The sequence below is a fragment of the Hyphomonas sp. UBA4494 genome (assembly GCF_002388935.1).
Taxonomy (GTDB): Bacteria; Pseudomonadota; Alphaproteobacteria; order Caulobacterales; family Hyphomonadaceae; genus Hyphomonas.
In genome coordinates this window covers 21,278-41,903 of record NZ_DGNK01000002.1, presented here as the reverse complement: position 1 = coordinate 41,903, position 20,626 = coordinate 21,278, and the positions used below count along the sequence as shown (strand labels likewise).

The following is a 20,626-nucleotide window of genomic DNA, read 5'->3' as shown; positions in this document are numbered from 1 at the left end:
TCAGGTGTCCGGAGCGGGCACAGCGGCCGCATGGGCGCTGACCGAGGCGCTGACCGAGGCGCTGACAGGTGAGCTGACTGATGCGCTGACGGGGGCGCAGGCCGGGGGGCTCGTGGTAGGTGAGCTGAGTCTCCCACGCTCACCCGGATGGGCGGACGACAGATCGCCAAGCGCGATGCGGAAGGCTTTTGACGGTGTGAAGGCCAGCGGGTCGTCGGAAGCTTGCGGGAATTCGTGCGGAGGATGTCCGATCCATTTCAGGTATACGGTTCCCTGCCGATCAATGACCGTCATGAAGGGGATGCCCCTGCCTTTCACGGCGCGCACATAGAGACGCCACGCGACCATCTGCAGCCAGATCCAGAACCGGTGGGGTTCCAGACAGGAAGGTAGGGGCGAAGCCAGTGGAGCGAGCAGGGTGTCCATGCCCCAGAGTTTGCCGTCGAGCAGAGGGCGGTTGGATAGCAGATACAAAAAACCCCTGAACTGCGCGGCAGGTCAGGGGTTCTAAAAAATATGAGCCGGGGAGAGGCTGAAAGGTGTCCCCGCTCTAGCCGAGGGCTTTTTCGATTTCGCGGGCAGCGGATTCGAATTGGTCGACGGCCGTGTCTTCGGCCAGAAGGCGTTTCGCAGCGGCCGTGGCAGCGTCTGCAGCGGCGCGGCGGACTTCCTCGGTCGCTTCGGCTTCGGCGCGAGTGATGCGGGCTTCGGCCAGCGCTTCGCGGCGGGCGAGGCGGTCTGCAATATCCTTGCGGGCCTCTTTCATGATCCGCTTGGCGTCGTCCTTGGCCTGGGCGATCATCGCTTCGGCTTCCTTGTCTGCATCCTGCTGGCGACGCTCAGCGAGGGCGAGGGCTTCAGCCGCCTGCTCGCGCAGGCTCTGGGCTTCTTCCAGCTCGTTGCGGATGTCGTCTGCGCGCTTGTCGAGGCCGCCGAGGATCGTCTTCAGGGCGCCCATGCGCCATGCGATCAACAGGAAGGCCGCGAAAGCCAGGAATGCGGTGTGCGTGACCGGATCGGTCAGCGAATACATGAAGCCGCCGATGAAGCCGCCACCGCCATGCGCATCAGATGCGGCAAAGGCGGGTGATGCGACCAGCGCAGCGAAGGTGAGGGCAGGGGCAAGACGAAGGGTCATCTGCATGTCTCTCTTAATTCAGAGCCGTCGAAACGGCTTTCTTGAGGTCAGCCGCAGAGGCCTTGAGGCCGAAACGGGCCGTCATGGCGTCAGCTGCGTCTACAGCGATTTGTTCGACATTCTGCATGGCCGTTGCGCGCAGGGCGGAGATCCGCTCTTCGGCAGCGTCCAGCTTCTTTTCGATCTCGGCGTCGACGCGAGCCGTTTCAGCCGTCATTTCGGCATCAATCTTGGCCGCTGCCTTGTTCGCTGTTTCGCGGGCTTTCGCCTTGGCCTGGGCAATGCGCAGTTCGAGCGCCTGCTGGGCTTCGGTGGCCTGCTCGTTCAGCTTGGCTGCCTGATCAAGATCAGAGGCGATGCGGTCAGACCGTTTTTCGATCGTGTCCGACATCTTTGGCAGGATGAAGCGCGAGAGGGAGAAGTAGAGGGTCGCGAAAAGGATCGCGAGCCAGAACAACTGGCCCGGCATGTGCCACGCCTCGAAAGGCGGGAACGGAGGCGGCGCGTCATCCGGTAGGTGATGGGCAGTTTCCGCAAGCAGGGCGAGCAGCATTTCAGTACCTCAAGTGCAGCATCAGGCTGGATCGGGCCGGTGGTCTATCAAGTCCGCCGGCCCGTTCTTGGCGTGTAAGTGGCTTAGACCACGAACAGGATCAGGACGGCCACGAGGAACGACAGGATGCCGAGTGCCTCTGCGAGGGCCATACCGATGAAGAGGTTACCGGTCTGCTGTGGTGCAGCGGACGGGTTGCGCATGGCAGCGTCGAGGAACGAGCTGAAGATGTTGCCCACACCGATCGCGGCACCGATCATGCCGAGAGTTGCGAGGCCAGCGCCTACATATTTGAGGCCGAGTGCGATATCGCCTTCCATGGTCGTCTCCTGTTTGGAATGCAAGGGTTTCAATAATTTGCGGCCCGTGAAGCGTGTTCGTTAGGCTGCGTCAAGTTTTTTAGTGCGTGCCCAAGGGCCGCACTGGCGAAGAGTCCTTAGTGTGACGGGTGCAGTGCGTCGTTCAGGTAAACGCAGGTCAGGATTGCGAAAACATAGGCCTGAAGACCTGCCACAAGAAGTTCGAGTGCGTTGAGCGCGATACCCATACCGAAGGCCAGGATGCCGACCACACCCATGAACACCGCGCCGGACAAGGCCGCGCCGATGAGCTGGGCTGCAAAGGTTGCAAACAGTTTCAGCATGATGTGGCCAGCCAGCATGTTGGCGAACAGACGCAGCGCCAGTGTGACCGGACGGGCCAGGAAGGAAATGACCTCGATAGGCACGAGGATGAAATAGATCGGCCAAGGGGCGCCCGATGGGGCGAACAGTTTGAAGAAGCTGAGGCCGTTCTTCCAGATGCCGAAGCCGATGACGATGCCGATCACGAGCAGGGCCAGGGCGCCGGTCACGACCAGATGGCTGGTTGTGGTGAAGGCGTAAGGCACCATGCCGATCATGTTGGCAAAGAATACGAAGAAGAAAAGCGTGAAGACGAACGGGAAGAAACGCAGGCCTTCTTCACCAGCGGTCGAGCGGACCATGTCGGCGACGAAGCCATAGCCAATCTCGGCCATGGATTGCGTACGGCCCGGCACCAGCGCCTTCTTGGAAGCGGCGTAGCCGAAGAAGGCGATGCAGAGCACCACGCCCAGCAGCATGAAGCCGGAGGCGTTGGTGAAGGAAATGTCGATATTGCCGAGGCGCAGGTCCAGCCACTTCGTGACCTGGAACTGGTGGATCGGATCAATCGCGGTGTTTTGCAGAGCGAAGTTCATTCGTTCCCGGTCCCGTCTGTTGGAGCCTCAGGCTCCGATAAGTTTCCTAGCGCCCGGGCATTCAGCTCCCGATAGGCGCGCATCATCGCTCGTATACCTGCTGCGAAGCCGAGTGTCCCGACAATCAGCAGGCCCCAGGGCTTTGTTCCTGCGAATGCGTCGATCCAGAAACCAATGAGGCCTCCGACAAAGATGCAGGCGACAAATTCCGCGCCGTATCGCAGGGCGTAGGCCCCGGCCGAAAGACTTCCATCATCTGCATCCAACTTGCGTTTTGCAGCATCCTTTGCCGCTCTGGCCGCCTGAGCCTGGGCGATACGTTCACCGAGGTCGTTCGGGCCTTCACTGGACATGGTTTGCTAAGCTTCGCGCAAGCGAATCCCTTCTGATGGGGTGCCCCCCGGATTTCGGCGCAAACTATGTATTGGGGGCAGGCAAGTCAACCGCGATTGCAGAAAGCTAGAGGTCTGATTCTATTGGATTTCTATAGTGTGGGTGTGCGCTACTCCGCCGCAACGAGCTCTTCGGCTGCCTGCAGGTCCACAGAAACCAGCTTGGAAACGCCTTTTTCCCGCATCGTGACGCCGAAAAGACGGTCCATCCGGCTCATCGTGACCGGATTGTGGGTAATCACCACGAAGCGCGTATCGGTGCGCTGGCGCATTTCGTTCAGCATGTTGCAGAAACGGTCGACATTGGCGTCATCGAGCGGCGCGTCCACNNCCACCTCGTCCAGCACACAGATCGGCGCGGGGCGGGACAGGAAGACCGCAAAGATCAGTGCGGCCGCCGTCAGGGCCTGTTCGCCGCCGGACATGAGGTTCAGCGTGCCGAGCTTCTTGCCAGGTGGCTGAGCCATGATTTCGAGCCCGGCTTGCAGCGGATCATCGGCATCGACGAGGCGCAGCTCAGCCTGGCCGCCGCGGAACAGGGCTGTGAACAGCGCCTTGAAGTGTTCATTGACCTGCTCGAACGCCTTCAGCAGGCGTTCGCGGCCTTCGGCGTTCAGGGCATCGACGCCCTGGCGCAGCTTGCCGATCGCGGCGACGAGGTCTTCCTTCTCGGTCACCTGCGAACCGAGCCGTTCTTCGAGTTCTTCGGCTTCTTCCTCGGCATTCATGTTCACGCCGCCCAGCTGGTCGCGCGTGCGGCGGAGCTCATCGGCGCGGCGTTCGGCATCGCGGGGCGTGAACTCGCCCATCGTCTCTTCTTCGAGGCCTGCTTCGGCAATCGCCAACAGGCCTTCCGGCGTACGCTGGAAATTGTTGCGGGCGATCTCGACCGATTCTTCGAGCCGGCCTTCGGCGTTTTCGAGCTTCACCTTCCAACCGGCAAGGTTCTCGCGCGCTTCTGAGGCGGCATTGGCGGCGGCGCGGGCGGCCTGTTCGGCCTCGCGGATGGCGGCTTCTTTTTCGGCGAGCTGGTCTGCGACGCGCTTGCGTTCGGTTTCCAGCGCTTCGACTTCGTTGCTGCGGTTCTCGATCTCGGCGGCCAGCTGTTCGGGGCGTGCCTTGGCGGCCAGGGCATCGGAAGCAGCAGACTGGCGGCGCTCAATCAGGCGCGCCACGCGCTCCTCGGTCGCGGTAATGCGGCCGGACCATGTCTTGATGTCGCGTTCGAGGCCATCGCGACGCGCAGCAGCCTGTTCGCGACCGCGTGTAATGTCTGTCAGGCGGCCGCGCGCTTCGATCTCAGCGGTGCGGGCTTCGGCCACCATCGTACGTGCTTCGGCGAGCCGGGTTTCGAGCGCGGCTTCGTTTTCCGCCGGGCCTTCCGGTGCAATCATGGCCAGCGTCTCATTGACCATGGCAAGGTCGGCCTCGGCGCGGGTAAGGGCTTCACCGCTTGTGTCACGCTTCATGGCTGCGCGTTCGGAGGCTTGTGCTTCCTGTGAGACGCGATTGCGTGCCTCGCTGAGCGCGCGCTGGGCCGGGGCAATGGCCTGGCGCAGGTCGCGGAGTTTCACCTCAGCCGTCTGACGGGCGTCACGGGCAGCTACAAGGTCTGCCTCACGCGCCTCATAGGTGGCGGTCAGAGCGGGCAGTTCGGCTTCGGCGGCTTCAAGCCGGGCCTGTTGTTCAAGACGTGCAGCTGCGCTGACCGGTGCATCTGGTGTGCGGATATAACCATCCCAGCGCCAGAGATGCCCCTCGACGGAAACCAGTCGTTGGCCGGGCTGGAGCTGGGCCATCAGGCGCTCGCCATCGGCCACGTCCACAACGCCGCATTGGGCAAGCCGCGCCGCGAGCTCGCCGGGAGCCTCGGTCACATCTGTCAGCGGGCGGGCACCCTGCGGCAGGGATTGCGAAGCCAGCGACGCGCCGCCCCAATACATTGCGGCAGAGCGATCTGTTGGGGCTTCGATATCGTCGCCCAGAGCGGCTGCAATGGCTTTCTCGTAGCCATCCTGCGTGCGAATGCGCTCGACAACTGGCGGGGCTTTTGGGCCTTCGGCCTTGCGAAGCAGCTTGTGCAGACCAGAAATTTCGGCCTCGAGCGCGCGCACATCTTGCTGGGCCGCATCCCGGGGCGCCTGTGCGGACGTTTCCGCCTCACGGGTCGAATTGAGTGTGGCCTCGGCGGTTTCGACGGCGCGTTCGGCGTCTTGCAGGGCGGCTTCGGCATCCTGTTCGGCCGCTTTGGCATCGCGCAGGCGGCCGACCAGCGACACGGCATCTTCGATCCGGGCCATTTCGCCTTTCAGGCGGTCGATTTCAGAACTGAGCTGAGACTGGCGACGCCGTTGGGCGGAGGCATTCTCCTCCGAAGCGCGGCGCTGGGCGCGCACTTCCGACAGGCGTTCCTGCGCTTCGTCGGCTGCTTTCTCCGCGCCCGCGAGACGTGTGCGGGCATCTTCGAGCGCCTTTCGCGTCTCGGCCTCGATTTCCTCGTTCTGGGCTTCGTTCAGGACCGGCAGCGAAGACAGCTCAAACTTCGCATGGGCGAGGGCGTCTTCGGCTTCGAGTTTCTGGTCCTGCTCGCGCTCGATGTCTTCCATCAGGCGGGTCGCTTCGGCATCGAGGCGTTCATGGGTCTCGGCGGCGACCTTGCGCTCGGTTTCCAGCCTTGCCAGCGTGATGCGCGCCTGTCCGAGCTTGGCGGCGGCAACGCTTTCAGCTTCGCGCAGGGGATTGAGTCCTTCACCGGCCTCAATGCGCTCGCGTTCCCGCATCGCGTCTTCGCGTGTCTTTTCCTCAACCGCGCGGCGGGCTTCGTCCAATTGCGTGCGGGCCGTGTCGCAGGCGAGTTTGGCCTCATGCCAGCGCAGGTGCGCGATCAGCGCGTCGAGGGCGTGGATCTCTTCAGACAGGCGCTTGTATTTGCGGGCCTTGGCGGCCTGGCGCTTGAGGCTGGCGAGCTGGCGCTCGACTTCAGCGGAGACTTCCGACAGGCGCTCCAGATTGGTCTCGGCGCCGTTCAGCTTCAGCTCGGCTTCGTGACGGCGGGAATTGAGGCCTGCAATGCCGGCGGCTTCCTCAAGGATACGGCGGCGGTTCTGCGGCTTGGAGCCGATCAGTTCCGAAATCTGACCCTGGCGCACGAGAGCCGGGGAGTTCGCGCCGGTCGAAGCATCCGCGAACAGGAGCTGGATGTCCTTGCCGCGTACAGTCCGGCCATTCAGCTTGTAGGTGGAGCCTGCGCCGCGCTTCAGGCGGCGGATAACTTCCAGTGTGTCGGAGGCGTTGAATTCCGGTGGCGCGGTGCGTTTGGAATTGTCCAGCACGAGCGTGACTTCAGCGGTCTCGCGGGCCGGCCGCCCATCCGCACCGGAGAAGATGAGGTCATCCATCTCCCCGCCGCGCATGGCACGTGCAGAGCTTGCGCCCATGGCCCAGCGAAGGGCTTCCAGAAGATTGGACTTGCCACAGCCATTCGGCCCGACGATCCCGGTCAGGCCGGGTTCGATTGGCACGTCCTGAGGGTCCACAAAGGATTTGAAGCCAGCAATACGGAGTTCGGTTATCTTCATACTGGCTCCCCCATATCCTTACTCGTCTGTTGAGACGCCTGCAGCTTCAAGCGCGGCGTCCAGCGCGGCTGTGACCTTCTCAGCGGAGTTCATGTTGGCGAACTGGTGCACTTCACCATTGATGATGAAGGTTGGTGTGCCGGTGACGCCGAACTTTTCGGACGTCTGGTAGATGTCCGCCATCTGTTGGCGCAGGTCGCGATTGTTCATGCAGGCATCGAAGTCGGCTTCGGTTTCAATGCCGTGCCGCTGGCCGATGGTCTGGAGCATGGCCTTCAGGACGCCGTTTTGCGCGGATTCGATGATGCCGGACTGGTATTCGAACAGCTCGTCCAGCACGTCGAAGTACTTGTCTTCGCCCGCGCACATGGCGACGAGGTAAGCAGGAACATCCGGCGCGTGGAGTGGGTATTCGCGGAAGACGAGTTTCACCTTGCCGGAGTCGATATAGTCCGATTGGACAACTGGCTGGATGTCATCATGCCAGTACTTGCAGGCCGGGCAGGTGGGCGAGGCATATTCGATCAGGGTGACAGGTGCGTCTGCCGCCCCTTTGACGTGGCCAAGCTCGCTGCCAGCTGTCACGGCGTTGCCACCTGCAGGCGATGTGTCGGCACCGGTGTCGCCACAGGCGACCAGGGCCAGCGCTGAAATCGCTGCAAGCGCAGTGCGTCGTGAGAAGAAATTCATGATCATAACCTTCGCGTTAAGGATTGAGTCGGTTTGGTTGCCAATTGATTAACTGCAACCACCTGTTCTGTTAACTAATTTGCCTCTGAACCGGTCGAATCGGGGAGCGCGGCAAGCTGTGTGTCGAGATAAGCGGCGAACGCATCGGCCGACTTGAAGTCGTCATCGACGTATTTTTCCTCGCCGTTGATAACCAGCGTTGGCGTGCCGCGCAGCTCATATTCCTCGGCGCTTTCCTGCACTTCGGCCATGTCGAGCCGGACATTCATGTCGGTGTAGCAGGCATTGAACGTGTCGACGTCCCGAATGCCATAGGGCGTGCCGATCTCGATGAAAGTGTCGAGCACCGTACCAGCTTGCGCCGACTTGATGACATCAGGCTGACGCGCAAACATTGTGCCGGTTGCCTCGAAGAATTTGTCCCGGCCAGCGCAGCGCGCCATGGTCACGAGAGCCGTATCGACATCATTGCGCAGGACTTCACGGAAGATGAAACGGACCTTGCCGGTCTCGATATAATCGGCCTCGATGCGTGGCAGGATCTTGTCGTGGAAGTATTTGCATCCACCGCATGTGAGAGACCCGTATTCGATGATCGTCAGTGGCGCGTCTTTCGAGCCCTTGGAGTGGCCAACAGACAGGTCTTCGGCAAGGGCAGGCATGGCCAGGAAGGCGGCAGCCGTGACGGCAGTCAGAATGGATTTCAGCATGTCGGGGCTCCTTGCGGGCAGGGCGGGATCAGAATGGCAGGCCGCTATCCTTGCCAGGCTTGGCGTTGGGCGGCGTATCTTCTGCGGTTAACATGGCCTCGCCGAGTGCAACAATTGCGGCGCGCAGCTTGTCGTTCTGAATTCCGGAGGTCGATTCCTCAAGTTCCTTGCGCTCTTTCAGTGAGAGCGGACGCGTTTTGCGACGCAGCGTCTTGGGCGGTTCTGTTCCGAGCGATCCCTGCTTGATCTTGATGGCGGTAATGTCGCCGCCCGCGGACACTGACACGCGCTGTCGCAGCGTTTCGGACTGGTGCTGCACCATCGGGGCGGCTTGCGGCACGACGAGCAGGGTCAGCACGCGACCATCCTTGCCACCGCTGAGCCGCTCCGGGCGGCAGTATTTATAGAGTTGTTCGCCAGCGATCTCGCGCCAGCGCTGGCGGAGAACCTGAATGGGGGGCAGTTTCTTGGCGCCGGATTTACGGCCGACCCGTTCCGCGGCAAGCCCGACCTGGCGCATGTTGGAATAAGTGCGTGTCGCGCGCTGGTAGCGCAGGCGGACGCGCGCGCGAGCTTCCTCTATGGGATCAAGGGTTGATCTCGTGACCATTCGTACGAGATTGCACGGCTTTCGGGCGAGGAAAAGGCATGGCACCGGCAAAGCACAGAGATTTGAACAGCCTGCCGGGCAAATTGCTGCCGTGGTTCGAGCGTCATGCACGCGACTTGCCCTGGCGCACGCTGCCGGCAGACCGGGCAGTGGGCGAGCGGCCTGACCCGTACCGTGTCTGGCTCTGCGAGATCATGATGCAGCAGACGACCATCCCGCATGGCACCCCATACTTTCATACCTTCCTTACGCGCTGGCCAACCATTGAGGCGCTGGCGGCGGCAAAGGATGAAGAGGTGATGAGTGCGTGGGCGGGCCTCGGCTATTATGCGCGAGCGCGGAATTTGCTGAAATGTGCGCGTGAAGTCGCTGCACGCGGAGGCTTTCCGGAAACAGAGGCCGAACTGCGCAAACTGCCCGGTATCGGGCCATATACGGCTGGCGCGATCGCGGCGATTGCCTTTGACCAGAAAGCGGCGGCGGTGGATGGCAATGTCGATCGCGTGTTCGCGCGCCTGCTGGCATTGAAAGGCGAATGGGCCGCTGAGAAGAAGGTGATTGCCGAAACAGTGCGGGCGCTGGTGCCGGAGGACCGGCCGGGAGAATTTGCTGAAGCGCTGATGGATCTGGGCGCAACCGTGTGCACGCCGACCAAGCCGAACTGCCTGATCTGTCCACTGTCGTCCCTGTGCGCAGCGCGGGCCGAAGGGGCGCCTGAACGCTATCCGATCAAGCCCGCAAAAGTGCCAAAGCCCGTACGGTTTGGAATTGCTTATGTGTTGGTCGTGAAGGGGGAAGCGCTGCTGGTGCGCCGCCCGGACAAGGGCCTGCTCGGCGGGATGCTGGCGCTGCCGACGGGCGATTGGGTGGAGGGCGATTTTCCGCCAACGCCTTCGCCTGCCGAAGCGGCCTGGGAGGAGGTCGGCGAGGTACGCCATGTCTTCACGCATTTCGCGTTTCGCTTTCGGGTGATGCGCGCCGAGGCATCGCGCAAGCCGAAAGTTGCCGACGGCCGGTGGGTCAAACTCGATGAGGTCGAAGGCCTGCCAAGCGTGTTTGCCAAGGCGTTCCGGCTGGCAGTTGCGGAAATTTAGTTACCGCTAACACTGGACAATATCATCGCCTTCGGGAAAGTTCCTGCCAAAATACAAGAGGGCGGAACAGGACATGTTTACCAGCAAGACGATGATGGCATGCGGGGCGTTGGCCCTGATTGGACTGGGCGCACATGCAGAGGCGCCGAAGCTCGCCAGCGTGTTCGGTGACCATATGGTGATCCAGCGCGATGCACCGGTGCGCCTGTTCGGAACGGCGGATCCCGGCGCGGAATTCATCGTTTCGCTGGACGCGGCGTCCACGCCTGTTCGTGCCGGCCGGGACGGCCGATGGTGGGTCGAGTTTCCCGAGCTTTCAGCAGGCGGATCACATGAAATTTCCGTCACCGTCGAAGGTGATACAGTGCAGGCGTTAGAGGATGTGCTGGCGGGCGATGTGTTCTTGTGTTCCGGCCAGTCGAACATGGAATATCCACTGTCACGTGTGACCTATGCTGAACGGGAAGTCGCCGCTGCGGACCACTCCAATATTCGCCTGCTGCAGGTCGAAAAGGATCTCTCGCTTGCTCCGAATGCGGAATTGCCGGGCGACAGCGCTTGGGCCGTCACGACGCCGGAGACCGCAGCGGGGTTCTCGGCAGTCTGTTACTATGCCGGGCGGGCATTGTCAGAAGCCTATGATGTTCCTGTCGGTCTGATCAATTCGAGCTGGGGCGGCTCACGCATCGAGCCCTGGATTGATGGCGAGATCATCGGCGCAATGCCGGACCATACCAAACAAGTGGCCTTGCTGGAAACCTACAAGACTGACCGGGGCGTGGCAGCGAAGATCTATTCGGAAAGCTGGCAGCAGAGCTGGCGGGACGACCCCGCGACCGAAGGAACTGCGCCGTGGGAAGATGCAGACGCAGGCGAGTGGAAGCCCGTGCCCGGCACGCTGCGCGACTGGCGCAAATGGGGAGACCCGGAACTCACCGATCATCTCGGCATGGTTTGGCACAAGGTCAGTTTTGATCTGACTCCTCAGCAGGCAGAGCAGGCTGCGACCATCCATATTGGCGCGGTCGATGATACCGACATGACCTGGCTGAACGGCACGGCAATTGGCACGACATTCCATTGGGGAGGATTGCGCGCGTACGAGGTTTCAGCCGATCTCCTCAAGCCGGGCAAGAACACTATTTTGGTCAACGCCCATAATGATTATGGCGATGGCGGCATGAACGGACCGGCTTCTGAATTGCGCGTGGAATTGGAGGACGGCTCAAGCCAGTCGCTGGCCGAGGGGTGGGCCTATCGCAAAGTGGATTCGGCCGTAAGCGCTCCGAAGCCTGCGCCCTGGTTCACGATCAAGGGCTACACGATGTTGCACAATGCGATGATTGCGCCGTTGTCTGGCATCCGCCTGAAAGGGGCAATCTGGTATCAGGGCGAATCCAATGCGGGCGATGGCGTCGCCTATGAAAGTCTGCTTGATCTGCTGGTGCAGGATTGGCGCGCGAAGTTTGGAGCTGACTTGCCGGTAACTGTTGTGCAGCTGCCGCGATATGGCGCGCTACCCACAGAGGCTGGCAAGCCGGGCTGGGGGGTGATCCGAGAATCCATGCGCCGCGTCGCTGCCAGGGATGATCGTGTGGCGCTCGCCGTGACGATTGATATGGGCGATCCGGTGGACATTCATCCGCCAAACAAGCTCGCGGTGGCCGAACGGGTCGTGCGGGTGATGAAGTCTCTCGTTTATGGTGAGGTGGATGCAGGCGCGTCTGGCGCCGTGGCGAGTCGGGCGGTGCGAGACGGCAGCACAATTCGTATTGCGTTTGAGGGTGTGGAAGACGGCTTGGTGACGGTCAGTGCAGGGAGTGTGATTGGCATGGAGCTGTGCGATGCGGATGCGTGCAAATATGCTTCAGCCAAGCTTGATGGCGATACTGTGGTCGTGCAGGCAGAAGATGAGGCGGTGTCCGAGGTCCGCTATTGTCAGGGCGATTCCCCCCTCTGCAATCTCTTCGACGGGACCGGGATGCCGGCCGGTCCGTTCTGGATCGCGGTTGAGTAGCGCCAGCCTATTCAGCAGGCACCATCTCTGGGGCGTCATTGCGGACAGCGCGGCGGATAACATCGTCATAGCCATGCGAGATGCAATCAAATGTCTCGTAATAGCCGCGCGATGACAGCAGCTTGTGGAGCCGTTTCAGCCTGTAAGGCGGGATTGATGCAAACATGTGATGCTCGAGATGATAGTTCACATCATTCGGCGCGATCAGCACGCGCTGCCAGAATGGGGCGACCGTGGTGCCGGTATTGAGGCGCGGATCGAGGCTGGTCCGGTCTTTCGCGGTGCCATGCTCGCCGATCTGGCGCAGGCGCACTATGGCTGGATAGATGAAGAGTTCTGCCGCCCACCACATGAGGTAGGCCCACGGTGCGCCAATAGCGGTGAGGGTGCCGGCCAGTGCGATATGGAACGTGAGCCACGGCCAGTTGCGCGATAGTTTGAAGCTGCGGATCTTGCGCAGCGTATCGCGCAGGCCCGTCTGGCCGGTCAGGTCGCGCACGAATTTTCGACGCAGGCTGTCCTTCGGGACAGGGTAGTTCTTTACAAAGATGATGTCGGGATCGTCTGGCGTGCCCGCATATTTGTGGTGCTTCAAATGGTAGGCGCGATAGGCGGGCAGGGAGATGTTCATCGGCGCGCCCGCGATCCAGTGGCCGACGAAATCATCGACCCTCTGACTCTTGAAAAAGGCGTGGTGGGCGCAATCGTGATTGATGATGCCCAGGCCGAGCTGGCGACCGCCCAGAATGAGGATACCTGCGAGGATTGTCAGCGGATTTGGCCAGATGATGGCGACCGCAAAGGCCGCAATGATCAACCCCCAATTCCAGACAAGCGTCGCCAACGCGCGAAGATCAGACTTCGTGCGCAACTCGCGAAGCTCATCCTTTGTCAGCGCTTCGGATAGCTTCATCGTGTTCGACATGGCAGGTCTCCATCCTGTGCTTTAAGGTTTGTTACATATAATTTCATTATGAGTCAATTCGTGTATTATTTTGAACCTCTCAAGTCTGAAGACGTGTCAGCGCGCGCGCTTATCCTGTCCTTGATGAGCAGTACGACGGATGCGCCCCAGCCGATTGGCCGGCTTATCAATGCGGCGGCACTGTTCGGGATCGAGGCGGCGACCCTGCGTGTGGCTGTGACGCGCCTGATGAAGGATGATCTGCTGGAGAGCCGAGAACGCGGTGTCTATGTTCCAGGCCCCAGAGCGCAGGCACTCAAGCGTCGGGTGCAGCAGTGGCAGAATGTGGCTGACCGGGTGGTCGACTGGAATGGCGACTGGCTGGTGGCGTTGACCAGGCATCTTGGCCGGAGCGACCGCAAGCAGCTTCGGGCACGTGAGCGGGCGTTGGCCCTGTTCGGATACCAGCAGACGGAGGAAGGTTTCTGGGTTCGTCCTGCCAACCTGGCGAGTGAACTGGACACGCATCGGACCAGTCTGATCGATATCGGCGCGGATGACGGTATTATCCTGACCCGAACCTCTCAGGTCGCGATGGCGGGGTCGTTTGACTGGACGCGCCTGTGGTCACCGGAAGAGTTGTCGCAATCCTATGCGCGCGCGATCCAGGCCATGGAGACCAGTCTGGCTGGCTTGATGACGCGCAGCGTGGATGAGGCAGCGCGCGAGACCCTCCTGATCGGGCAGCCGGTGATCCGGGCGATCAATTTCGACCCATTGCTGCCACCGGCGCTCGGAGACCAGGAAGGGTTCCTGCGGATGGCGGACAAGATGCTGGAATACAACCAGATCGGACAGATCTGCTGGCAACGCTATTATGATGCCATAGAAAAAGCGGCGCAGGACTGATCCAGCGCCGCTTTGGTTCGGGCGCGCCCGACAGGGCGGGTATTCCTAGGCATTCCCGACTGTCCATCCTATACAGTTCTCGAACAGTAGATCGGGGACATACCATGACATTCAGAAACGCGTTCGCATTGTGCGCCTTGGGCACAGTGTTGACACTCACAGCATGCGGAAATGAAACCTCCGCAACCGGATCGGCCGATCAATCGGCTTCGTTGTCACAGCAAGCAGAGTCGGCGGAAGGCTCCGCTGATGATCATGTGTCCGAACAGGGGCTTAGCGCTGCTTTGCCGACGACGCCGCTCAATCGAGACGCATTGTTTGGTCTGGTTGCCGAGACCGTCAAGGAAACAGCGCCGTGCCCGTTTTTGTCGGACACCACGGCGGTCGCAACGGCAGAGACAAATTATGTGCTGGTCCGCCGGGAGGTTTCGAATGAGGAGTGCAGGTGGTCCAGGAATGCGGGCTTCTCGGTCGTCGTGTCGGTGGCTTCTGCTGCAACCGCGACACCGCTAAAGGACAGGGACTACAATCTGGACGCGCCGCCTGTTGTGAAAGGCCAGCCCGGACCCGGCGATGCAGCGTTTATTCTGTACGATACGGCGTGGGAGAAAGAGCGCCCGTACGCGATGGGATTTGAACAGGACGAGAAGCTTGTAACGATCTTCGTGACGGGTCTGGAGACAGACCCTGTGCGCCTTGCGGCAACCGCCGAGGAAGTTGCTGCCAAACTGCCAACCGCGCCCACTACTGAAAAGCAGTTTCGGGAGATTGTGCCCGCTCTGGAGTTCTGTGAAATCTGGTCCGACGAAAGTGTTGGCTCCATGATCGGCGCAACGCCGGAAGATGGCCTGCACAGCGCCGTTTACGGGGCAGCAGGTTGCAAATGGAGCAGTGGCTACGGGGCAAATGCAAAGTCCGTAACGCTCGCGCGGTATGGCCAAGGCGATACCAGCCTCGACCGAATGTTGGAAATAGGCGGAGAAGCGATTTCCGGATTGGGAGACCGGGCCGTCGTTCTGACGCGCGTGGCCTCAGATGGCTATTTGGGTGACAGCGCAATCTGGGTCGATGTGGGCGAGCATCAGTTCAATATCACGCTTTCGGGGACGATCCCGAACCATGCTGCGGTCGCAGAAACGCTCGCAAGAAACCTGTTCTCGCGAATCTGAGCGTCACAACACCCGAATGTGCTGTGACGCCAGAAACAAGCTCTAGTTGAGGCCCATTTCCTCTCGATAGCGCCGGCGCAGCATGTCGATTGGAGCGAGGTTCCGCTTGGGATCCTCATAGTGCCAATAAGTCCAGCCATTACAGGCCGGCGCCTGTTGGACATGTGCGCCGAGGCGGTGGATCGATCCGGTGGACGTGCCGGTGGTCAGCGAGCCGTCGACGCGGATACGGGCCTGATAGCGACGCTGGGGGCTGAACAGGCGGTCGCCAGGTTTCAGCCAGCCATTTTCCAGTAGTGCGCCGAATGGCACGCGCGGCAGGGATTTCTTGCTGCGCTCCGTTTCGAGCACAGCGCCTTCAATGGGCTCGATGGCCTTCAGGCGGGCCCGCGACAGGCGCGCATAGGTCTCGTCGCGCTCGATGCCGACATAGTTGCGACCGAGGCGTTTGGCGGCGGCGGCGGTGGTCCCGGTGCCGGAGAATGGGTCGAGGACCGTGTCGCCCGGATTGGTCGTTGCCAGCAGGACGCGCTGCAAAAGGCTTTCCGGCTTCTGCGTCGGGTGAGCTTTCTTGCCGTCGTCATCCTTGAGGCGTTCGCCGCCTGTGCAAAGCGGGATCATCCAGTCGGAGCGCATCTGCTTGTCGTCATTGAAGACTTTCAGCGCGTCGTAATTGAATGTGCATTTAGACTGTTCGGACTTTCCGGCCCAGATCAGGGTTTCGTGGGCATTCTGGAAGCGGGTGCCCTTGAAGTTCGGCATGGGGTTCGATTTCAGCCAGATCACGTCATTCTGGATCCAGAAGCCCTGATCCTGCAGGATCGCGCCGACNNCCCAGATCATGGTCTCGTGGGCGTTGGTGAAGCGCCGGCCGCGGAAGTTCGGCATGGGGTTGGTCTTGCGCCACACCACGTCGTTGAGGATCCAGTAGTCGAGATCCTGCAGCGCGGTGCCGACGCGGAAGATGTTGTGGTACGAGCCAATCACCCAGATTGCGCCATCATCCTTCAGGACGCGGCGGCACTCTTCCAGCCACTGGTGGCAGAACAGGTCATAGGCATCGAAGCTGTCGAACTTGTCCCAATCGTCGTCAACACCATCGACCACGGACTGATCGGGTCGGGTCAGGCCACCACCAAGCTGGAGGTTGTAGGGAGGGTCGGCAAAGACGAGATCAACCGACCTGTCCGGCAGGCGTGACAGGATGTCGATGCAATCGCCCTGCATGATCACGTTCTTCTGTAATTCCATTGGTTCAGCCCCGCTTGCGCTATGTGTCTTATCGAAGCGCGAATCAGTGCCGGACGCCGGTTTCTGAATCCCTAATTATTGCGCATCCGAATCAGCCCGAAATGTTTCGATATCGAAACTAGCCGCAGATTTTCCTTGTGGATAGTGCTGTGGATAAAATCGGGGAAAGCCTGTGAATTGGCAGTGTGTAAGGTGCGGCATGCAAGGCCGCATTTCGGGAAAGACCCGTTACCCAGCCAAATTCAGGGTTTGTCCTTATCCCGCTTTCTGAGGCTTTGCCTAAACTTCCGGAAAATGGAGGCGAGACGACAATGACCGCAAAAAGCATGAAAGCCGCCGTGGTGCGTGAATTTGGCAAACCGCTGGTGATTGAGGAGGTGAAAGCTCCGGAGCCGGGGCCGGGCGAAATTCAGGTCAAGATCGAAGCGTGCGGTGTCTGCCATACCGATCTGCACGCCGCGCATGGTGACTGGCCGGTAAGGCCCAATCCGCCCTTCATACCGGGTCATGAGGGCGTTGGTTTCGTCTCGGGCGTGGGAGCGGGTGTCACGCATGTGAAGGAAGGCGACCGGGTGGGCGTGCCGTGGCTCTATTCAGCTTGCGGGCATTGTGACCATTGCATGGGCGGCTGGGAGACTCTCTGCGAGAGCCAGCGCAATACGGGCTACTCCGTGAATGGCGGGTTTGCCGAATACGCCATAGCGGACCCGAATTATGTGGGGCATTTGCCGGATAATATTCCATTCGTGGAAATCGCACCGATCCTGTGCGCAGGCGTTACGGTCTACAAGGGGCTCAAGGTGACTGACACCAAGCCCGGCGACTGGGTGGTGATTTCAGGCGTGGGCGGTCTTGGCCACATGGCGGTTCAATACGCAAAAGCCATGGGACGTCGCGTGGCGGCGGTGGATATCGATGATTCCAAGCTTGCCCTCGCGAAGCAGCTTGGCGCGGAGGTGACTGTGAATGCCGCCAAAACGGATCCGGCAGCCTTCCTGCGCAAGGAGATTGGCGGAGCACATGGCGCTCTCGTCACGGCCGTGTCAGTGAAGGCCTTTGAGCAAGCGCTCGGCATGGTCAGGCGGGGTGGGACGGTTTCGCTGAACGGATTGCCGCCCGGCGACTTTCCTCTGTCGATTTTCAACATGGTGCTGAATGGGATCACGGTGCGCGGGTCCATTGTCGGGACGCGGCTGGATCTCCAGGAATCGCTGGATTTCGCCAAGCTTGGCGCCGTGAAAGCCCATACGGCAACGGCACGTCTGGAAGAGATCAACAGTGTATTCGACAAGATGCTCGCGGGTGACATCGACGGACGGATTGTGCTCGATTTCTCCTAGATATCGAGGCGCATCTGGCCGCCGCAATCCTCAATGATGCGAAAGAGGTCAGTGCGCAGGGCGCCCCGTGGCTGGTTCATGCCGAGCTTGGCAGCGCAGCGGCCGAAGCGCCTTGAGATGATGTCGGCCACCGGGCCGCCGCCGCGCATCCGTTCATGCCAGTTGGCGTCATAATCCTTGCCGCCGCGCATGTCCCTGATGTGGTTGATCACCCGGGCGGCCCGATCCGGTACATGCTGGACCAGCCATTCATGGAACAGATCCTTGATCTCGTAGGGCAGGCGCAACAGCACATAGCCCGCACGGGTCGCGCCATGATCGGCGGCGGCTTCCAGCAGGTTTTCGATCTCATGATCATTGAGGCCGGGAATGATTGGCGCAGTCATTACGGTTACTTCAATACCTGCGTCGCTGAGGGCGCGGATCGTGTCCAGTCGACGCTGCGGCGTGGCGGCGCGCGGCTCCATCTTGCGTGAGAGCGTGCGATCCAGCGTGGTCAGAGAGATGCCAACTCGTGCAAGCCCTGCTTCGGCCATCGGCGCGATCAGGTCGATGTCGCGCTGGATCAGAGCTGACTTGGTTAAAAGGCTGAGCGGGTGGCGGTGCGCGGACAGAACCTCCAGCAGGCTACGGGTCAGGCGCTTTTCCCGCTCTACGGGCTGGTAGGCATCGGTATTCATGCCCATCGCGATGACCCGGGGGATATAGCGTGGCCGCGACAATTCCCGTTTCAGCAGCTCGACGGCATTGTCCTTGAAGAACAGCTTGCTCTCGAAATCGAGCCCTGCCGAAAGCCCGCCCCAGGCATGGGTTGGTCGGGCAAAGCAATAGATGCAGCCATGCTCGCAGCCGCGATACGGGTTTACCGTTCTGTCGAACGAGATGTCAGGCGATTTGTTGAAGGTGATGATGGTGCGGGCCGAATCCTTCATCAGAAGGGTCTCCATCCGGCTGTCATCATCCTCAATCGTGCCCCAGCCATCATCAAAGGCCTGGCGTGTTTCGAGCTCGAAACGGCCGGTCTGGTTTGAGATCGCTCCGCGCCCACGCTGCTGGAAGCGTTCTTCAACCTGGCGTGTGTCGATCAAATTTATTCTGCCGGTGGGGGAGAGTTTCTGTCCAGTTCTCATGACCAGAACAGGCCACAGATAACGGAACAAATCAAGAACATAAATTTACGTGAATGCCGAAAACCTGTGGAATCAAATGCCCTTCAGCGAGCAGAAATTTTCCAGAATTTGACGGACACGGGCTGGCATCTGGCGGGCCAGGACATCCTGCGTTTCACCGATCTTCTCATATTCATGTCGGCCAGCCAGCGCCGAGGTCTTTCGTCCGGCCATACTCCAGCCGGCAAACATGCGCAGCTCTGCGGATTCGGCCAGAACCGTGGTGACCGAAATATGGCGAGGGTCTTGGACAATACGGTTGAAGACCTCTTCGACGTTCAGTCGTGTGCCTTCCAGCACCTGGAGAAAGTTCAAACCATTATAGATCAGGACCCCCGTTATGTTCCGAGGTGCATTATTGCGGATCGACGCGTCAACAATCGCATCGACATCGGCGGACGTGAGGGCGTCAGACGCAGTGCTGATATAGATCAGTCGATACATGGGCGTCCTGCTCTCTGGGGCCAAGAATTCTGTTGGACAATGCTTTTCCGTTGGGGACGATAACCTGGGTCAAGTTAACGAAGTTTGTTTGCATTCCACCTTCGCCAATCCGGCTCTTCATCCAGATCCTGCAATGTTTCTAACAGTGTCAGGCGAAATGAGGAGGGAAGGTTTGCTTGCACATCAGCGCGTGCATGGGGACCGGACCAGCGTACATTGTCGAAAAGTGATGGAAGACCGGGGCGTTTGTTCACACCGAAAAGCCAGAAGCCGCCATCATCTGCTGGGCCAAACACGGCATCGGTGCGTTGTAACGCACGAACGGCCTGGCGTAGCAGAGTGGCAGAAATGTCCGGAGCATCGGTGCCAATGAAGAGGACCGGCCCATTCGGCGAGTCGGCGAGGCCTTTGCCAAGTCGCTCGGTCAGCGTGCCTGACCCCTGACTGAAGCGGGGCAGGTGTGGCGGCCAAGTTCCGCCCAGTGTTTCGCCAAGCGCGTGGTCTGGCGCGAGATAGAGGGCCACGTCCAGGCCGCTGGAGCGGACGGCTCGCATGGTGCGGGCGAGCGTGAAATGTGCAATGCGGCGCGCTTCGGTACGGCCCAAACCGGCGGCGAGTCGCGTCTTGGCCAGCCCCATGCGGGGCGGCTTGGCGAAGATGAGGACACGGGTGCGCCGCATCAACGATACGCCTTGGCGAGGATTTCAGGTTTCGCCCCCAACAAGAAACGGGTGAGCAGGAAGGCATTGCTCCAGGCGCGCCTGCGCCAGCCATCGCGCTCATACTTTTCAGCCGAGGTGCGCGCGTCGGCGTTCAGCAGGACAAGCCGTTTCTTGCCGAGGGCCCTTGCTATCATCACGTCTTCCATCAAGGGCACGTCGGCAAAGCCGCCGACCGCATCGTACAGCTTGCGGGAGATCAGCAGACCTTGATCGCCATAGGGCAGGCCGAACATGCGCGCGCGCCGATTGGCGCGAGCTTCCAGCCAGCGGGCGGCGCGATCGTCCGAGCGATATCTCAGTGTGAAAGCCGCGGCCGATTCAGCGCGGCGATCCATATGGTGGGCGGCGCGTTCAGCCCAGTCGGGCGAGAGATACGTGTCGGCATGCAGAAAGAGCAACCAGTCGCCGCGTGCAGTGTCGGCGCCGGCGGCGAGTTGCGCGCCGCGACCGCTGGCGCCGGTGATCCACGTCGCGCCGGTGTCCCCGGCAATGCGCGGCGTAGCATCGTCCGAGCCGCCATCCGAGACAATCACCTCACGGATCAGCCCCAGCTCAAGCCCCGGCATCAAGGCCTGCAGACACTCTGGCAGGTCGCTGGCGGCGTTCAGTGTGGGAATGATGATCGAGAGCGGTGCGGGCATTTTCTCTCCCTATCAGGCAATCGCATGGCGCGGAACCGGGCAGGGGTTAACGCGTTTGAGAGAAACCAGACAAAGG

At 60.9% G+C, this 20,626-nt stretch carries 21 protein-coding genes; 5 read left to right on the top strand and 16 right to left on the bottom strand.

From position 1 onward, the window contains the following. The 10 genes from B2P82_RS00495 to B2P82_RS00450 form a co-directional block, all read right to left on the bottom strand. Entirely contained in the window at nucleotides 1-426 is a 426-nt protein-coding gene (locus B2P82_RS00495; protein WP_290494320.1) for a hypothetical protein, read from the bottom strand. Between the two features lie 124 nt (nucleotides 427-550). Beyond that, on the bottom strand, nucleotides 551-1,138 hold the full coding sequence (locus tag B2P82_RS00490; RefSeq protein WP_206990878.1) for a F0F1 ATP synthase subunit B family protein: 588 nt from the start codon (nucleotides 1,136-1,138) through the stop codon (nucleotides 551-553). Between the two features lie 13 nt (nucleotides 1,139-1,151). Next, on the bottom strand, nucleotides 1,152-1,691 hold the full coding sequence (locus tag B2P82_RS00485; protein ID WP_034811441.1) for a F0F1 ATP synthase subunit B family protein: 540 nt from the start codon (nucleotides 1,689-1,691) through the stop codon (nucleotides 1,152-1,154). Nucleotides 1,692-1,774: 83 nt separating this feature from the next. Continuing rightward, the gene (locus tag B2P82_RS00480) at nucleotides 1,775-2,011 is read right to left on the bottom strand and encodes a F0F1 ATP synthase subunit C (protein WP_027838455.1); all 237 of its coding nucleotides are present in this window, start codon (nucleotides 2,009-2,011) and stop codon (nucleotides 1,775-1,777) included. A 116-nt stretch (nucleotides 2,012-2,127) separates the two neighbouring features. Further along, nucleotides 2,128-2,910, bottom strand: a complete 783-nt coding sequence (locus B2P82_RS00475; RefSeq protein ID WP_206990875.1) for a F0F1 ATP synthase subunit A — start codon at nucleotides 2,908-2,910, stop codon at nucleotides 2,128-2,130. Then, complete coding sequence (locus B2P82_RS00470; protein ID WP_051607505.1) at nucleotides 2,907-3,263, bottom strand: AtpZ/AtpI family protein; 357 nt, start codon at nucleotides 3,261-3,263, stop codon at nucleotides 2,907-2,909. Before B2P82_RS00470 ends, B2P82_RS00475 begins: the two co-directional genes overlap by 4 nt. A gap of 149 nt (nucleotides 3,264-3,412) precedes the next feature. After that, entirely contained in the window at nucleotides 3,413-6,880 is a 3,468-nt protein-coding gene (gene smc, locus B2P82_RS00465) for a chromosome segregation protein SMC (RefSeq protein WP_290494316.1), read from the bottom strand. A gap of 18 nt (nucleotides 6,881-6,898) precedes the next feature. Then, the gene (locus tag B2P82_RS00460) at nucleotides 6,899-7,570 is read right to left on the bottom strand and encodes a DsbA family protein (protein ID WP_198019722.1); all 672 of its coding nucleotides are present in this window, start codon (nucleotides 7,568-7,570) and stop codon (nucleotides 6,899-6,901) included. Between the two features lie 74 nt (nucleotides 7,571-7,644). Beyond that, a complete protein-coding gene (locus B2P82_RS00455; protein ID WP_290494313.1) occupies nucleotides 7,645-8,280 on the bottom strand; it encodes a DsbA family protein in 636 nt (211 codons plus the stop codon). A gap of 28 nt (nucleotides 8,281-8,308) precedes the next feature. Next, nucleotides 8,309-8,890, bottom strand: a complete 582-nt coding sequence (locus B2P82_RS00450) for a DUF721 domain-containing protein (RefSeq protein WP_290494311.1) — start codon at nucleotides 8,888-8,890, stop codon at nucleotides 8,309-8,311. Nucleotides 8,891-8,928: 38 nt separating this feature from the next. On the opposite strand from B2P82_RS00450, the gene mutY reads away from it, so the two are divergent. Both mutY and B2P82_RS00440 read left to right on the top strand, forming a co-directional pair. Beyond that, entirely contained in the window at nucleotides 8,929-9,984 is a 1,056-nt protein-coding gene (mutY, locus tag B2P82_RS00445) for an A/G-specific adenine glycosylase (protein WP_290494309.1), read from the top strand. 73 nt (nucleotides 9,985-10,057) lie between these two features. Further along, nucleotides 10,058-12,001, top strand: a complete 1,944-nt coding sequence (locus B2P82_RS00440) for a sialate O-acetylesterase (RefSeq protein ID WP_290494307.1) — start codon at nucleotides 10,058-10,060, stop codon at nucleotides 11,999-12,001. Nucleotides 12,002-12,008: 7 nt separating this feature from the next. On the opposite strand, the gene B2P82_RS00435 is transcribed toward B2P82_RS00440, so the two are convergent. Then, complete coding sequence (locus tag B2P82_RS00435) at nucleotides 12,009-12,926, bottom strand: fatty acid desaturase family protein (RefSeq protein WP_290494304.1); 918 nt, start codon at nucleotides 12,924-12,926, stop codon at nucleotides 12,009-12,011. 48 nt (nucleotides 12,927-12,974) lie between these two features. Between B2P82_RS00435 and B2P82_RS00430 the strand changes: the two genes are divergently transcribed. Beyond that, complete coding sequence (locus B2P82_RS00430) at nucleotides 12,975-13,814, top strand: hypothetical protein (RefSeq protein WP_290494302.1); 840 nt, start codon at nucleotides 12,975-12,977, stop codon at nucleotides 13,812-13,814. Between the two features lie 104 nt (nucleotides 13,815-13,918). Then, nucleotides 13,919-14,983, top strand: a complete 1,065-nt coding sequence (locus B2P82_RS00425) for a BON domain-containing protein (RefSeq protein WP_290494299.1) — start codon at nucleotides 13,919-13,921, stop codon at nucleotides 14,981-14,983. A 42-nt stretch (nucleotides 14,984-15,025) separates the two neighbouring features. Here the strand turns inward: B2P82_RS00425 and B2P82_RS00420 are convergent, their stop codons facing one another. Next, nucleotides 15,026-16,234, bottom strand: coding sequence for a site-specific DNA-methyltransferase (locus tag B2P82_RS00420; protein WP_290494297.1), 1,209 nt, complete (start codon nucleotides 16,232-16,234; stop codon nucleotides 15,026-15,028). 311 nt (nucleotides 16,235-16,545) lie between these two features. Between B2P82_RS00420 and adhP the strand changes: the two genes are divergently transcribed. Then, complete coding sequence (gene adhP / locus B2P82_RS00415; RefSeq protein ID WP_290494295.1) at nucleotides 16,546-17,574, top strand: alcohol dehydrogenase AdhP; 1,029 nt, start codon at nucleotides 16,546-16,548, stop codon at nucleotides 17,572-17,574. Here the strand turns inward: adhP and B2P82_RS00410 are convergent. The 4 genes from B2P82_RS00410 to B2P82_RS00395 form a co-directional block, all read right to left on the bottom strand. Further along, entirely contained in the window at nucleotides 17,571-18,662 is a 1,092-nt protein-coding gene (locus tag B2P82_RS00410) for a PA0069 family radical SAM protein (RefSeq protein WP_242517334.1), read from the bottom strand. The genes adhP and B2P82_RS00410 overlap by 4 nt on opposite strands. A 114-nt stretch (nucleotides 18,663-18,776) precedes the next feature. Continuing rightward, nucleotides 18,777-19,187, bottom strand: coding sequence for a BLUF domain-containing protein (locus tag B2P82_RS00405; RefSeq protein WP_206990864.1), 411 nt, complete (start codon nucleotides 19,185-19,187; stop codon nucleotides 18,777-18,779). 74 nt (nucleotides 19,188-19,261) lie between these two features. Beyond that, nucleotides 19,262-19,867, bottom strand: a complete 606-nt coding sequence (locus B2P82_RS00400) for a TIGR04282 family arsenosugar biosynthesis glycosyltransferase (RefSeq protein WP_290494291.1) — start codon at nucleotides 19,865-19,867, stop codon at nucleotides 19,262-19,264. Continuing rightward, on the bottom strand, nucleotides 19,867-20,550 hold the full coding sequence (locus B2P82_RS00395) for a TIGR04283 family arsenosugar biosynthesis glycosyltransferase (protein ID WP_290494289.1): 684 nt from the start codon (nucleotides 20,548-20,550) through the stop codon (nucleotides 19,867-19,869). The genes B2P82_RS00400 and B2P82_RS00395 overlap by 1 nt, the downstream gene beginning before the upstream one ends. Between the last annotated feature and the right edge of the window lie 76 nt (nucleotides 20,551-20,626).